General features: G+C 60.8%; 12 protein-coding genes. 6 read left to right on the top strand and 6 right to left on the bottom strand.

Annotated features, from left to right (window positions below):
- Window positions 1-220: 220 nt before the first annotated feature.
- Together AB5Y76_RS20210 and AB5Y76_RS20205 are read left to right on the top strand one after the other, a co-directional pair.
- Window positions 221-2,218, top strand: coding sequence for an alkyl/aryl-sulfatase (locus tag AB5Y76_RS20210; RefSeq protein WP_263716775.1), 1,998 nt, complete (start codon window positions 221-223; stop codon window positions 2,216-2,218).
- Complete coding sequence (locus AB5Y76_RS20205) at window positions 2,215-2,739, top strand: hypothetical protein (RefSeq protein ID WP_005361774.1); 525 nt, start codon at window positions 2,215-2,217, stop codon at window positions 2,737-2,739. Before AB5Y76_RS20210 ends, AB5Y76_RS20205 begins: the two co-directional genes overlap by 4 nt.
- 83 nt (window positions 2,740-2,822) lie before the next feature.
- Here the strand turns inward: AB5Y76_RS20205 and speA are convergent, their stop codons facing one another.
- Window positions 2,823-4,724 (bottom strand): biosynthetic arginine decarboxylase, encoded by a 1,902-nt coding sequence (speA, locus tag AB5Y76_RS20200; RefSeq protein WP_110302466.1) that lies wholly within the window; start codon window positions 4,722-4,724, stop codon window positions 2,823-2,825.
- A gap of 1,014 nt (window positions 4,725-5,738) precedes the next feature.
- Here speA and pepT point away from each other — a divergent pair.
- The gene (pepT, locus tag AB5Y76_RS20195; RefSeq protein WP_263716776.1) at window positions 5,739-6,962 is read left to right on the top strand and encodes a peptidase T; all 1,224 of its coding nucleotides are present in this window, start codon (window positions 5,739-5,741) and stop codon (window positions 6,960-6,962) included.
- A 203-nt stretch (window positions 6,963-7,165) separates the two neighbouring features.
- Window positions 7,166-8,875, top strand: coding sequence for a lysophospholipid acyltransferase family protein (locus AB5Y76_RS20190; protein ID WP_263716777.1), 1,710 nt, complete (start codon window positions 7,166-7,168; stop codon window positions 8,873-8,875).
- A gap of 114 nt (window positions 8,876-8,989) precedes the next feature.
- Here the strand turns inward: AB5Y76_RS20190 and AB5Y76_RS20185 are convergent, their stop codons facing one another.
- The 4 genes from AB5Y76_RS20185 to AB5Y76_RS20170 all read right to left on the bottom strand — a co-directional run bounded on the left by AB5Y76_RS20185 (window position 8,990) and on the right by AB5Y76_RS20170 (window position 11,979).
- Window positions 8,990-9,298, bottom strand: coding sequence for a SelT/SelW/SelH family protein (locus AB5Y76_RS20185; protein WP_204420494.1), 309 nt, complete (start codon window positions 9,296-9,298; stop codon window positions 8,990-8,992).
- Window positions 9,299-9,374: 76 nt separating this feature from the next.
- Window positions 9,375-10,499, bottom strand: a complete 1,125-nt coding sequence (locus tag AB5Y76_RS20180) for an adenosylhomocysteinase (RefSeq protein ID WP_203117468.1) — start codon at window positions 10,497-10,499, stop codon at window positions 9,375-9,377.
- Window positions 10,500-10,681: 182 nt separating this feature from the next.
- On the bottom strand, window positions 10,682-11,419 hold the full coding sequence (locus AB5Y76_RS20175; protein WP_263716778.1) for a hypothetical protein: 738 nt from the start codon (window positions 11,417-11,419) through the stop codon (window positions 10,682-10,684).
- Window positions 11,419-11,979 (bottom strand): YceI family protein, encoded by a 561-nt coding sequence (locus tag AB5Y76_RS20170; RefSeq protein ID WP_005334411.1) that lies wholly within the window; start codon window positions 11,977-11,979, stop codon window positions 11,419-11,421. The genes AB5Y76_RS20175 and AB5Y76_RS20170 overlap by 1 nt, the downstream gene beginning before the upstream one ends.
- Window positions 11,980-12,088: 109 nt before the next feature.
- On the opposite strand from AB5Y76_RS20170, the gene AB5Y76_RS20165 reads away from it, so the two are divergent.
- Window positions 12,089-12,991 carry a LysR family transcriptional regulator gene (locus AB5Y76_RS20165; RefSeq protein ID WP_263716779.1) on the top strand — a complete coding sequence of 301 codons (903 nt, stop codon included), beginning with the start codon at window positions 12,089-12,091 and terminating at the stop codon, window positions 12,989-12,991.
- Window positions 12,992-13,046: 55 nt separating this feature from the next.
- Here the strand turns inward: AB5Y76_RS20165 and AB5Y76_RS20160 are convergent, their stop codons facing one another.
- Window positions 13,047-13,475, bottom strand: coding sequence for a hypothetical protein (locus tag AB5Y76_RS20160; protein ID WP_263716781.1), 429 nt, complete (start codon window positions 13,473-13,475; stop codon window positions 13,047-13,049).
- A gap of 67 nt (window positions 13,476-13,542) precedes the next feature.
- Here AB5Y76_RS20160 and AB5Y76_RS20155 point away from each other — a divergent pair, with 67 nt between their 5' ends.
- Complete coding sequence (locus AB5Y76_RS20155; RefSeq protein ID WP_263716782.1) at window positions 13,543-15,273, top strand: formate--tetrahydrofolate ligase; 1,731 nt, start codon at window positions 13,543-13,545, stop codon at window positions 15,271-15,273.
- Window positions 15,274-15,344: the final 71 nt, after the last annotated feature.

Here is a 15,344-nt window from a genome sequence, read left to right as displayed (position 1 = left end):
TTACATCCCATCAACATCACTCTTGACCGTAAGACAACCCGCTGCGACCTATCTTGATACAGATCAAGATGTGCAACGGCAGTGCTCCTGCAGGCGCAATTCCCGCAGTTTTCCACCCGGATGGCGTTGTGTAGCGCAAGTCCCCCTTTCTTCTCTTCCCTGACTTGAGCCTGACTACACTTAGCCCTGTCGACCCACACCACCATCTGGAGTCATACCGATGAAACCGAGGCTTTCCACCCCCACGATTTTCTCGCTCTTGCTCTGTGGCGCACTGCTTGTGCAGCCTGCTCTTGTGCAGTCGGCCAAGGCCGCCATCGACCCCAAGCCTGCCAGCGAATTTACCATCAAGGCAAACCAGCAGGTGCTCAATACCCTGCCCTTCAATGACAAGCAGGATTTCGAGGATGCCCAGCGCGGTTTCATTGCCAAACCCGATACCCTGACCATCAAGGATGACAAGGGCAACGTGGTGTGGGATCTGGAGCAGTACAAGACCTACATCGGCCTCGACAAGGCCGCGCCGGACAGCGTCAACCCCAGCCTGTGGCGCAATGCCCAGCTCAACATGCAGTACGGCTTGTTCAAGGTCACCGACAAGATTTACCAAATTCGCGGCTTTGATCTCTCCAACATCACCTTTATCGAAGGCAACAAGGGCTGGGTGGTGTTCGATCCGCTGATCTCCCCGCAAACCGCCAAGGCGGCGCTGGCCTTCATCAACAAGACCCAAGGGGAGCGCCCGGTCACCGCGGTGGTCTACAGCCACTCCCACGTGGATCACTACGGCGGTGCCGCCGGTCTGTTCAACTCGCTGGACGAGGTGAAAAAGAACGGCGTCGAGATCATCGCGCCGGAAGAATTTACCGAACACGCGGTGTCGGAGAACGTCATCGCCGGCAATGCCATGGCCCGCCGCGCCGTCTACATGTACGGCGCCCTGCTGCCGCGCAACCAGCAGGGGGGCGTCAACGGCGGTCTGGGGCAAACCACTTCCACCGGCGTGCCCTCGCTGCTGCTGCCGACCCGCTTTATCACCAAAACCGGTGAAACGCTGACGGTCGATGGCGTCAAGATGGTCTTCCAGATGACCCCGGGCACCGAAGCCCCGGCCGAGATGAACACCTGGTTCCCGGACAGCAAAGCATTGTGGATGGCCGAAAATACCACCAACACCATGCACAACATCCTCACCCTGCGCGGCGCCCAGGTGCGTGATGCGCTGAAGTGGGCCAGCTTTCTCAACGAGACCATCGAAACCTGGGGTGATCAGGCCGAGGTCAAGTTCCAGAGTCACCACTGGCCACGCTGGGGCAATGCCAACATAGTCGACTACTTCAAGAAGCAGCGTGACCTCTACAAATACATCCACGACCAGTCGGTGCGCCTGATGAACATGGGCTACACCGGCGAGGAGATCTCCGAGCAGATCACCCTCCCCCCCGAGCTCAACGACTTCTGGCCGAACCGCGGTTACTACGGCACCCTGCGCCACAACAGCCGCGCCATCTATCAGCGCTACATGGGCTGGTACTCCGGCAACCCCTCCGATCTCGACAACCTGCCCCCAGAAATGGTCGGCCCCAAATATATCGAGTTCATGGGGGGCGAGCAGGAGGTACTGAAAAAGGCCAAGGCCTCGTTCGACAAGGGGGAATATCGCTGGGTAGCAGAAGTGCTCAAACATCTGGTGTTTGCCAACCCAAACAACACAGAGGGCAAGCTGCTGCTGGCAGATGCACTGGAGCAGCTGGGCTATCAGGCTGAATCCGGCCCGTGGCGCTCCGTCTATCTGCAAGGCGCCTATGAGCTGCGCAATGGCGTTCCCAATGTTGGCGGAACAGTCACCGCCTCGCCGGATACCATCCGGGCTATGAGCCCCAGCATGCTGTTTGACTATCTCTCGGTGCGCATTAATCCCGAGAAAGCGGCGGGCAAGAAGATGGTCATCAACATGGCGTTCACCGACATCGAGGAGAAACATACCCTGAGTCTGGAGAACTCGGTGCTCAACCACACAACCCGCTATGCCGCCAAGCCTGATGTGACCATTACCCTGAGCAAGAAGACGCTGGATGATATCCAGCTCGGTCAGGGCACCATGGAGCAGAAGATCGCCAACGGCGAGATCAAGATCGAGGGTGATCAGCAGACGTTCAGTGACTTCATCAGCCTGCTCGACAAGTTCAACTTCTGGTTCAACATAGTGACGCCATGATGCAACGCACCTTGCGCGCATGCATGGTCCTGCTCTGCCTCATCCCTGGGATAGGGCAGAGCTGTGGTTATGATGCCCTTTATCCCAATCCGTTCGAACAGAGCTGGCCCGGCACGGTCAATATTGCCATGGCGACGGCGACTGCGGTGAGCCGTGAGCAGTTGCCCCCCTTGGCAGCCCTGACAGGCGAAGCCGGCTTCTCCCGTAGCCAGGCATGGCTACAAACCCTCAAAAGTCGACTCCAGCAGGCAGGGGTAGGTGGCGGGATCTCCATCCTGCTTATCGACTCAGGACTCTGGTCCAGAGTACGAGGCAAGGAGTCCCTACTGCTCCAGTTGCACACCAGCGGCCCAAACCCCAAAGACAGGGTGATGCTGCTGAGTGAAGCCGCCATCAACGCCATGTTGAATGGGTCACTCACCATCGAGCAGGGGCTTCAATTGGGTATTGTGGAGCTGCAAAGAGACGACAATCAGCAGTTGCAGCGGGATCTGCACAAGGCGCTGAGCTCGCAGACCTGACCGCCACAGGAGGAACAGATAGAAAAAAGGAGGCAAATGCCTCCCTTTTTTATGCCTTCACGGCGAACGTCAAGCGCGGGCGCTTATTCGTCTTCCAGATAGGCGTAGCCTTGCAGGCCCAGCTCCAGCTCGTCGAGCAGGGCTTTGCGAGTGGCATCGTCCAGCGCCGGATGAGCGGCGATCCGCTGGTAGTTTTCGCGGATCACGGACGGGTCGATGTTGACGTAACGCAGCAGTTGGTCGACGGTGTCGCCACGCACCACGTTGCGAATGTCCATCTTGCCCTCTTCGTCCAGCCACACTTCCGCGCAGTGGGTGTCACCGAACAGGTTGTGCAGATCGCCGAGGATCTCCTGATAGGCACCGACCAGGAAGAAGCCGACGTGGCACTCTTCGTGCTCGCCGTAGACCGGCATCGGCAGGGTGCTCTCGACCCCCAGACCGTCGACATAGTGCTCGACCTGACCGTCGGAGTCACAGGTGATATCCATCAGGATACCGCGACGGCTAAGCGGACGATCGAGACCGGCCAGCGGCATCACCGGGAATACCTGACCGATACCCCAGGCATCCGGCAGGGACTGGAACAGGGAGAAGTTGGCAAAGCACTTGTCCGCCAGCTTTTCACTCAGCTCGTCAGCCAGCGCACGGTGGTTGCGGTTGACCGGGTTGAGCATCTCTTTGAGTGCCAGACAGGTGTTCTGGTGCAGCATCTCGGCCCAGGCACGCTGTTCAAGGTTCAAGAGGCCCATGGTGTACTGGGTATTCACGTCACCCAGATCTGCCACCGAGTCATGGAAGATCTCCAGCAGGGAGGGATCTTCGCTGCGCAGATCCAGCCAGCCTTTCCACATGTTCTGCAGAATGGTCGGTGCATCTTCGTCCGGCGCGCTGATGTCGTTCATCTCCACCCCTTCGGCACCAATGATATTGGTGACCAGCACGGCGTGGTGGGCAGTCAGGGCACGGCCGGACTCGCTGATGATGGTCGGGTGCGGCAGATCGAACTCGCGGCAGACATCACCGATGCCCCATACCACGTTATTGGCGTACTCGGAGAGGCTGTAGTTGGCGGAGCAGTGGCTCTGGGAACGGGTTCCCTCGTAGTCCACGCCCAGGCCACCACCGACGTCCACTACCTCGATGTTGGCACCGAGGCGACGCAGTTCAGCATAGAAACGGCCGCACTCGCGGATGCCGCCCTGAATGTCGCGGATATTGGCGATCTGGGAGCCCAGATGGAAGTGCAGCAGTTGCAGGCAATCCAGCTTGCCCAGCCCGCGCAGACGTTCGATCAGCGCCAGGATCTGGGAGGCGGAGAGACCAAATTTGGACATGGAGCCACCGCTCGATTCCCACATGCCGGAGCCGGTGGAAGCGAGCTTGGCACGCACCCCGATGTTGGGCTTGATGTTGAGACGAGCTGACTCGTCCAGCACCATCTCCAGCTCGGAGGGCTTCTCCACCACGATGTAGACCTTGTGGCCCATCAGGTTGCCCAAAAGGGCGTGGCGGATATATTCGCGGTCTTTGTAACCGTTGCAGACGATCACCGAGCCTTGCTCATGGTGATGGGACAGCACGGCCAGCAGTTCCGGTTTGGAACCAGCTTCCAGGCCAAGCCGGGGCTTGTCGCTGTAGGACTGGCTGATGGTCTCGATGACACGACGCTGCTGGTTTACCTTGATCGGGTAAACGCAGAGGTAGTCCCCTTCATAGCCAGACTTTTCGATGGCCTGACCAAAGGCGTTGAACAGCGCATCGACCCGACTCTTGAGGATGTCGGGAAAGCGCAGCAACACGGGGGTGGTCAGCCCGGACTGACGCAACTGTTCGATGGCGTCAGAGAGCACGATATGCGCGTCAGGGCGTGATTTGTCGGGGGCGACGGTCACATGACCGGCGTCATTGATATTGAAAAAACCCGCACCCCAGTAGGGAACGTTGTAGACCTTCAAGGAGTCCTTGCTGGACCAGTTAGTCATGGGCTATGCCTCGCAAATGAGCGACCCAAAGTCGCCTTCGTTACCCTCAATCACATCCAGACCATCTAGTGCAGAGTACGGCGAGCGCTGCCATCACGAGACGCAGCCACCCAAACCAACCCTTTGCACATCGCGGCAAGCCAGAGGCTGCCTGGTGGATCTTGGGGAAGTAACGAGTCTTGATGTGGGGCTGGTGGCTTTACATCAAGCTCAACGGTATGCGGTGCCACTATGCCGTAGCGCCGCGGTACTTTGATGACAGACGACATCAGCCACGCCGTCAGTTCATCATTCGGCAGCGATCCCGACAGAAGGAGAGGGTTCCAAGGAAGAGAAGCGAAGGCGCCAGCACGCATGCGTGTTGATAGACGACAACAACCACAGCCCACCTCACCCTCAGTGACCGCCCATGACAAGGGAAGATGATGAGCCGGTGGCCCACTCGGTCAAATGAAGGATGAGAGTCTGTTGTTCTCCCTGATACCGGAGCCTAACCGGTATTAAAGAAACCATTCCCCAGCAGTGTCTGTCGTTTCTGCGTGCCTCGCCCTATAGGCGTATGATCGGTCGGGTTTCTGGCGGCTCTGCCTGCTTCAGGGTTGCCCTTGGATCGGCGCGGAGTGTACACACTTACCGCGGGCAGTGACAATAAAAAATAGTGTTCAAAATCCCCTTTTAATAAGTCGATCAAATCTTGCTGGCGGGCAGGCGGGCTCTGGGATGGCGCAGGTTATGCGACAGCCCGGTTTCCCCTTGAAAAGTGTGTGAAAACGCCATGATTGGGCTGACGCCTTGCTGTGCGGTCGCTGAGGGGAATTTGGCCGCCACCGCCAGCGCCTAAATATCGCAATAAATGCCACATTTATGCGACCTCCCTCCTGGGCGTTGCCCCGCGTGCCGCACATTCACCTCTCTTCCCTTGCGTCAAAAAATGGGAAAAACCTGCGCTGACGCAATGAGTGCCCCGCACGGATTGGCCACAATGACCGCTCACAATCGGTTAGAGGCTGACTAATGGATACCCTGCTTGAGCGTTTTCTGCGTTACGTAACTTTTCATACCCGCTCCGATGAGACCAATCCAGCCTGCCCCAGCAGCGAAGGCCAGCTGATCTTTGCCCGTGCCCTGCAAGAAGAGATGAAGGCGCTGGGGCTGAGCCAGGTCACCCTGGATGAGCACGGCTACCTCACCGGCTGCCTGCCGGGCAACCAGCCGGACGCCCCCGCCATCGGCCTGATTGCCCACATGGATACCGCCGACTACGAGGCGGAGCACGTAGTACCGCAAATCATCGAAAACTATCAGGGCGGCGACATCTGCCTTGGCAAGGGTGACGAGGTGCTTGCCATCCGTGACTACCGCTTCCTGAAAAACTATCTGGGTCAGGATCTCATCACCACCGACGGCACCACCTTGCTTGGCGCCGACGACAAGGCGGGTATCGCCGAGATCCTCACTGCCATCGACCACCTGCAGGCCCACCCCGAGATCCCCCGCGGCGATATCTGGGTCGGCTTTACCCCGGATGAAGAGATTGGCCGTGGCGCCAACCTGTTCCCGCTGGAGAGATTCCCGGCCAAGTGGGCCTATACCGTGGATGGCGGCGAACTGGGCGAGCTGGAGTATGAAAACTTCAACGCCGCCAGCGCCACGGTGCGTTTTATCGGCAATAACGTCCACCCCGGCACCGCCAAGGGGAGCATGATCAACAGCCAGACCCTGGCCGCCCGCTTCCACGCCGCCATGCCTACCGAGCAGACCCCGGAGTGCACCGAAGGGTATGAGGGCTTCTTCCATCTGGCCCAGATGAGCGGCACCGTGGAGGAGAGCACCCTGCACTACATCATCCGTGACTTCGACGACGAGCACTTCGCCGCACGCAAGGCCGAGATGCAGAGCCGGGTGGCCGCCCTGCAGGCCGAGTATCCGAAGGCCCGCATCGAGCTGACCCTGACCGACAGCTATCGCAACATGCGCAGCCAGATTGAGCCGCACATGCATATCGTCGAGCTGGCCAAGGCCGCCATGGAAGCCGCCGACGTGGTGCCGAAAATCAAGCCCATTCGCGGCGGTACCGATGGCGCCCGCCTCTCCTTTATGGGCCTGCCCTGCCCCAACCTCTTCACCGGTGGCCACAACTTCCACGGCAAGCACGAGTTCATCCCGCTGCAATCCATGGAGAAATCGGTCGCCACCCTGGTGGAGCTGGTGCGCCTCACCGCAGCCTGGCGCGGTTAATCGATTACCATGACAACCAAGGGGGGAGCCGGTTTACCGGCACCCCCCTTGCTATCTGGCCATCACCCATCAGGAAAGGGAAACCGGGGGAGGGTCGCTCAGGAGCTACTGGCTGCCGCTGCCATCAAACTGTCATCCCGCTGACATGTCGCGGGAACAGTGCCACATCATGCTGGGAGCAACGGATCGCCGGAGCCCCCCAGATGTTCACTATCGATACCCTGCTGACCCAGCACTTCCCCCGCCTGCTTGGCTACCCCCTGCTCACCCCGCTGTTCAAGCGGCTGCTGGGCTGGCTGCTCAACGAACGTGCCTTTGCCGACTTTGCCGCCCGCTACCCGCACCTTCGCGGCCTCGACTTTGTCGAGCAGGCGCTGACCCAGCTCGATTTCGACTATCGGGTCAGCGAGGCGCAACTGGAGCATATTCCAGCCAGCGGCCGGGTCATTCTTGTTGCCAACCACCCCATCGGCTCGCTGGATGGACTGGCGCTGCTGCAACTGCTCGGTCGCATCCGCCCCGATGTGAAGATCGTCGCCAACCAGCTGCTGGCCCAGCTCGCGCCGCTGCGCCCTCTGCTATTGCCGGTGGACAATATGGAGGGCAAGACCGATCGACAGGCCATCCTCGCCATGAACGAACACCTCGCCCATGAAGGGGCGCTGGTGATCTTCCCCGCAGGCGAAGTATCCCGGCTTGGCCTCAAGGGGGTGAAAGATGGCCCCTGGCAGGCAGGCTTTATCAAGCTGGCCCAGCGCACCCGCACCCCGCTGGTGCCCATCCATCTGGGGGGGCGCAACAGCCTCTGGTTCTATCTCGCCTCCTGGCTCAACAAGCCCGCCTCCGCCCTGTTGCTGGTGCGTCAGCTGTTTCGCCAGCAGGGGCAGACCCTGCCGGTGACCATAGGAGCGCGCATTCCGCTCAGCAGTTTTCAGGAGCTGCCCGCCAAGACGGCGGCGCGGCTGGTGCGCAACCACCTCTACCGGATTGGCCGTGGCAAGACAGGGCGTCTGCAGACCGAGGCCCCCATCGCCCTGCCGGAGGATCGCCGCCAGCTCAAACAGGCCATCGAAAGCTGCGAGCAGCTCGGCACCACCCCGGATGGTCAGGGGATCTACCTCTACCGCCGCCATGAACTGAGTCACTCGGTGATCCTGCGCGAGCTGGGGCGACTGCGGGAGATCGCCTTTCGCGCTGTGGGGGAAGGATCCGGCAAGCGGCGGGATCTCGATGGCTTTGACAACGACTATCACCACCTGATCCTCTGGGATCCGGCCCGACTCGATATTATCGGTGCCTACCGGTTCGCCCCTGTGGCCGAGCTGCTGGCCAGCAAGGGGAAGGATGGCCTCTACAGCCACACCCTGTTCGGCTTTGAGGATAAGCTGCTGCCCCGGCTGGAGCAGGCCATCGAGCTTGGCCGCAGCTTTATCCAGCCCGCCTACTGGGGCAAGCGGGGGCTCGATTATCTCTGGTTCGGCATCGGTGCCTATCTGGCCCGCTATCCCCGCTACCGCTACCTGTTTGGCCCGGTGTCACTCTCCGGCAGCCTGCCGCCGGCGGCCAAGGATCTGCTGGTGAGCTTCTACCGCCAACACTTTGCCCCCGAGCTGGCGCTGGCCCCCTCCCGCCGTCCCTACCCCGAGACGCAACCTCTGTTCGAGGGGGTGGATTACGGTGCCGATCTCCAAGCACTCAAGGCCCGCCTCGACAATTTGGGCTGCGCCATCCCTACCCTCTACAAGCAGTATTCCGAGCTGTGCGAGCCGGGCGGCGTCCAGTTTATGGATTTTGGCATCGACCCCGACTTCAACCACTGCATCGACGGGCTGGTGTGGGTCGATGTGAGCCGCATCAAGTCCCACAAGCGTGCCCGCTATATCGGCAGCCATCTGGCCGAGCCGCGCTCATAGCCCTGCAGGCGCCAGGCAAATAGCCAAAGGCAAAAAAGGAGAGAGAGGCCATCGCCTCCCTCTCCTTTCGCTCTCATGCTCAGCACCTTTTCGAGGCGCTCGGCCCATCTGGCGTTACTCGGCCGCCTTGCGATCCGAGTGGCCGAGATCCCGCTCAGGGGCGATGACGTCACGCACCCGCTGCTTGATCTCCTTGGCCTCGGGGAAGCCGTCATCGACCACCCGATCCCACACCTGCACCCCGCTCACCAGAATGCGGAACTCCCCCTTGCTGGCCGGCACCAGCGCCACCTCCCCCAGATCGCAGTCGAAGGTGGAGAGCAGCTCCTGCGCCAGCCAGGCGGCGCGCAGCATCCAGCGACAGAGGGTGCAGTAGCGGATTTCGATGCGAGGTTTGCTGATCAGGGTTTCAGACTCGGTCATGAGTGACTCCATAAAAAAGCGACAATGGCGGGAAGTGGCGTACTGCCGCCCAATGGCCGATCCCGGTTTGGTCAAATCAGTGCTGATCAACCCCATGAAAATCGGCCAGCCAATGGCGGGCAATGGTACGCATCGCCGATTCTGGCAGCTCGAACAGGCCGGGAGCAAGAGGGCCTGCCGCCAGCATCCGGATCCCTTCCATGATCTCCGCCAGCACCAGATAGACATATTCACCAATCACGGCGCCATGGACGAAGTTGACCGCCTCGCCCCGGTTGAGCAGGTAGATCTGGGTACCATCCGGCCGGTTGAGGGCCAGCACATGGGGGCACACCTCTTCGCTCGGCCACGGCAACTGGGCCAGCGAGAAGGCGAACTCGTCGTCAGCCGAGGTGACCGAGGCGACCATGGTGCCGGGGCGCAACGCCTGCAGATCCGCCAAGTCCAACGAGCCGTTGCCGGTAGAGCAGATCACCAGCTCGGCGCGGCTCAACGCCTCGGCCTTGGTGATCAAGCGAAAACCGTGAGAGAGCGCTTCGACCTGTCGCAGCACATCTGTTTCCACCAGCCCGAGATGGAGGTTGCGACAGCGCAGGTCGCGAGCGATGCTGCGCCCCACCTTGCCATAGCCAAACAGCGCCGCCTCGCAGACGTTGAAAGTACGGTTTAGGTTGCGGGCCAGCGACTCCGCGGAGTAGACCACGCTCAAACCAATCTGGATATCCTCGGCCTGCTTGAGGGGACTGCGTGCCACCGACACCACCGGAGTCGCCAGCACCTCCTGCTCATAGCGTTGATGGCCGTTCTCGGTCATCTCCACCACCCCGAGGAAACGGGGGCCGAAGTATTCACTCAAAATCACCTGGGTTTTGGCAAAGTAACCGCCAATATCGAGGATCAGCAACCGCTCGTGAGGGGCCACCAGCGGCGCAATCTGCTGGATGATACTGTCGGGATCATTGGTCCAGCGCCGGTTGAGGGGCAGCACCGGATAGTGCTGGGATACCCACTCCAGGGTCGGGCCGTGTACCGATTTCGGTTTGGGTAAAATGGCACCAATCCGCCCAATCCGGGAAAGCGCTTCGATAAAGCGGGGGCGATCGGGAAGCAGGTGAGTGACCAGCAGAATACAGAGACCATCGATACGTCCCTGTCCGGTGAAATGGCGAAAAAACAGATGCTCAGATCCTTGACTGCGCAACTGTGGCCTCCTTATGTGCCGCAAAGCAGGCAAACAGAACCCGGCGCGGCCGGGTTCTGTGTGTGTCCAAATAAAATGAAAAACCTTTTTATCTGAAACACATAGGTGGCTCAATCATTATCTGCCAAGAGTATGAGCGGGTATGCAAAAATGACTGTAATTGCCTGTTTTTCATGCAAAAATCAGTACAAAGAAGCAGCAGGCCACACCCACCACAGGCTGAGCCCGGTTCCCGCGGCAGCAAGCAAGATCAGCCCACTCCAACGCACTAGCCAGGGTTTGTCACGCAACACCCACTCCAGCAGCGGCAGCAACCAGACCGGCAGCAACACCACCAGCGGCACCTCCACATATTGCCAGGCGAGCATCTGGACGAAGGCGAGGGCCAGCCCCAGACCGGCGGGTGCTACCTTGGTGCCAACAAAGGTGGCAAGCAGGGCGCGAAAACCGGCGAAAGCGGCCAGCGCACCGGCCAGCTGGGCAATCAGCAGACTGCCATCGATGCCGATCACCAGCGCCAGCCAGATAAAACCGAGGGCAAACCCGAGCCCCTCGCGGCTGTCACAGCGCAAGGTGCTCCAGCCAAACCAGAGGATGGCGGGCAGTAGCGCCAGCCAGATCCTGGGTTCGCTCGCCAGTACCGAGGCCAATCCCTGCCACCACACCAGCGTACTGAACACGGCAAAGAGCAGCAGCGAACCGCGCAGATCGTTCACCTGAGCCGCAATGGCGGGCACCAGCAGAGTCAGCGGCAGCCACTGCCACGCCTTGGCCGGAATACCATAGAGACCGCCGAGCAAGGAGCCCACCAGCCAGAGCGCCAGCGCCCCCCACAGATACCCCAGTCGTGGCCAGCGCCACGATAGCAAAGCGGCTCCCAGAGGAGCCGCCAGGGTTTGCAGCAGAAGTTCCGCGCCCATTACTTGCGCACGCCTTCAACAAACAGGTTGATGTTCATCTCGTCCGGAATGCCGGGCAGCATGTAGCTCACGCCAAAGTCACTGCGTTTGATGGTGGTGGAGGCGTTGAAGCCGCTGCGGTAGCCGCCCCAGGGATCCTTGCCCTCACCGATCTTGACCAGATCGAAGGCCACTTCCTTGGAGACACCGTGCAGAGTCAGGGTCCCTTTCAGCACGCCTTTATCCTTGGTGCCCTCGTAAGCGGAGCTGACGAAGGTCATCTTGGGATACTGCTTCACGTCGAGGAAGTCCGGACTGCGCAGGTGTTTGTCGCGGGCTTCGTGATTGGAGTCGACGCTGGCGGCATCCACTTCAAAGCTCGCCTTGGCGGCCGCCGGGTTGGCATCATCCATGCTGAAGGTGCCGCTGAAGGTGTTGAAGCGACCCACCAGCTCGGAGAAGCCCAGGTGACCCACCTTGAACTGCACTGTGGTGTGCGCCGCATCCACATCGTAATCCGCCGCCATCAGAGGAGTAGCCATAAACAGGCAGGAGGCCAGCAGAGCCTTGGTCATTTTCATCCGTTCGTTCCTTCATCTTGGGGTTCACATCAGTGGTTAAAATGCTAACCTCGTTCTGAAGATGAATAATCAGTGATTTATTAAATTCATTATTTACTGAGGATGGAAAATGGACCAGATCGCCGCCATGCGCACCTTTATCAAGGTGGTGGAGTGCCAGAGCTTTACCAAGGCCGCCAACCAGCTCGGCATCTCGGTCGCCATGGCCTCCAAGCTAATGCAGCAGCTGGAGGAGTCCCTCGCCACCCGGCTGCTGTCGCGCACCACCCGTCAGGTCAATCCCACCGAAGCGGGCCAGTTCTACTACCAGCGCTCCCTCGCCCTGCTGGCGGAGCTGGAAGAGACCCACAGCCAGCTGACCCACCACAACCAGCAGCCCAACGGCACCCTCAAGCTCTCGGTGCCGATGGATTTTGGCTACCTTCACCTCTCCCCCGCCCTGCCGCTGTTTCGCGAGCGCTTCCCCGATCTCAAGCTCGATATCGAGTACAGCGACCGGCGGGTAGCGCTGGTGGAAGAGGGATTCGATCTGGCGCTGCGCATCGGCCACCTCAGTGACTCCTCGCTGGTGGCGCGCCAGCTTGCCACCATTCGGGTCGAGCTTTGCGCCAGCCCCGGCTATCTGGCACGCAAGGGGTGGCCGGAGAAGCCCGAGGATCTCAAACAGCACGACTGTCTGATCTACACCCTGACCCAGCCGGAGTGGCACTTCAAACGGGGAAACGAGCAGCAGAGCATCCGGCCACAGGGGCCACTGCGGGCCAACAACGGGGTGGCGCTGACCCGCGCCGCTTGTGATGATCAGGGCATCATATTGCAGCCCACCTTTATCGTGGGGGAGGCGCTGCGGTCAGGACAGCTGGTCAGCCTGCTGCCGGAGTGGGACAAGGGAGATGTGGGACTTTATGCGGTCTATCCGCACCGCCGCTTCGTCTCGGCCAAGGTGCGCTGCTTTATCGAGTTCGTGCAGGAGCGCTATCTCGCCCCGCAACAGTGGGATGCGCCGACCTGATTGCCAGAGCAGAGGATACGGCCTGACTGTCCGGCCTGCTGACCCGGCTTGAAACCTAACGCTGGTCGGGTGTGGTGGTGGATGCGGCAACAGGAGTGAGCTTGGCTAGCAGACGCTCCTGCTCGGGGTGTAACTGCCAGCGTGGCAAACGGGTGCGGACAACCGACAACTGCTGCTCACTCAGGGCATAGGGGAGCGCCACTTCAATCTCGGGGCAGTCAAACATGGCGGCCAGCTGCAGGATCAAAATGAGGTTTGCCTCGTCGGTCTTGTGCTTGTTGACCCGTTTGCGGATCTCGTGGCGCAGCTGGGTTTCTGGGTCCTGGGTCATCGCCTGCCAGCCGAAACCAAACAACGGCACCAGCGCGCTGACAATCCCCAGCGCCGTCATCGGCTGCTTGGGGGGATGATAAAGTGCGTTGAGATCCAGCAGAACAGGATTCTGACGAACCTCACCCTCACCAAATAAAATCGTTTTCGTCATTGGATTACCCGTTATATTCCACTAGACTGCGCCGCATATTTTACCCCGATATGCCAACGAGGTGCTGATGCTAAGCGATATCGAGATCTCCCGCCAGTCCCCCCGTCTCTCCATTCACGCGCTGGCCGAACGCCTCGCCATCCCCCAGCACCTGCTCAGCCCCCATGGCCACTACAAAGGCAAACTCAGCCTCGACCTGCTCACGTCTCAACCCAAGCAGAGCGGCAAGCTGGTACTGGTGAGCGCCATCACCCCGACCCCGCTCGGTGAAGGGAAGACGGTGACCACCCTTGGCCTCTCCATGGGGCTCAACCATATCGGCCAGCCCAGCATCGCCACTATCCGCCAGCCGAGCCTCGGCCCGGTATTCGGGGTCAAGGGGGGCGCAGCCGGTGGCGGCCACGCCCAGGTAGTGCCGATGGAGGAGATGAACCTCCACCTCACCGGCGATTTTCACGCCCTGACGGCGGCCCACAATCTGGCGGCGGCAGCCCTCGATGCCCGCCTGTTCCATGAGCGCAAACTCGGCGACCAGTTCACCGCAAAAACCGGCCTGCCGCGGCTCGATATCGATGCCGATAACATCCTCTGGCCGCGCACCCTCGACATGAATGACCGCGCCCTGCGCCACCTCACGATTGGACAGGGGGGCGCTGCCGATGGTGTGGAGCGCAGCGATCGCTTCGTCATCACCGCCGCCTCCGAGCTGATGGCCATTCTGGCGCTGGCAAGCGATCTCAAGGATCTGCGCGCTCGTATTGGCCGCATCCAGCTGGCCCGCGATATCCACGGCAAGCCCATCACCGCCGAACAGTTGGAAGTAGCGGGCGCTATGACGGTACTGCTCAAAGATGCGCTGCAACCAACCCTGATGCAGACCACCGAGCAGACGCCGGTGCTGGTGCACGCCGGCCCCTTTGCCAACATCGCCCACGGCAACTCCTCGGTGATCGCCGATCGCATCGCCCTTGGCCTGACCGACTATGTGGTGACCGAGGCGGGTTTTGGCTCCGACATGGGGCTGGAGAAGTTCTTCAACATCAAGAGCCGCCAATCCGGTATTACCCCCGCCTGCGTGGTGCTGGTGGCCACGGTGCGCGGCCTCAAGGCCAACAGCGGCCTGCTCGATATCCGTCCGGGCCAGCCGCTGCCAGCCAGCCTGCAGGGGGAAGATCTGCCAACCCTCAAGCAGGGCTGCGCCAACCTCGCCTGGCATATCCGGAACGCCCGCCGCTACGGGGTGCCGGTGGTGGTCGCCATCAACCGCTTCCCCACCGACAGCGAGGCCGAACTGGCGCTGCTGGCCCATGAAGCGCAGCAAGCTGGTGCCTGTGGCGCAGCCATCTCCAACGCCTTCCCCCAGGGTGGTGCCGGTGCCAGCGAGCTGGGCCGCGCCGTGGTCACCGCCTGCGAGCAACCCGGCAAGGTGAAACTTCTCTACCCCGATGAGATGAGCCTCGACGCCAAACTGGCGACCCTGGTGGAGTGCGGCTACGGTGGCCGCGGAGTGCAGCTCTCCGACAGAGCGCGCCAGCAGCTGGCACAGCTCTCCGCAGAAGGGTGGGATCACTTGCCCATCTGCGTGGCCAAGACGCCGCTCTCCATCAGCCACGACCCAGCACTCAAAGGGGTGCCGACCGATTTCGAGGTGCCCATCGACGAGGTGAAGCTCTGCGCCGGTGCCGGGTTCGTCTATGCGCTGGCGGGCCCCATCATGACCATGCCGGGGCTGGGTAGTCTGCCTGCCTATCGCCATATCGATATCGATGAGAACGGCGAGATAGTCGGCCTGAGCTGAGCCCTTCCACAACGCCAGAAACAACAAGGCCCTGCCAATTGGCGGGGCCTTCTGTTATCCATGCATCAACC

The organism is Aeromonas sp. R1-2, from assembly GCF_040908505.1.
Taxonomy (GTDB): Bacteria; Pseudomonadota; Gammaproteobacteria; order Enterobacterales; family Aeromonadaceae; genus Aeromonas; species Aeromonas veronii.
Note: the sequence above shows the minus strand (reverse complement) of the source record. Positions and strands in the feature narration are given on the sequence as shown.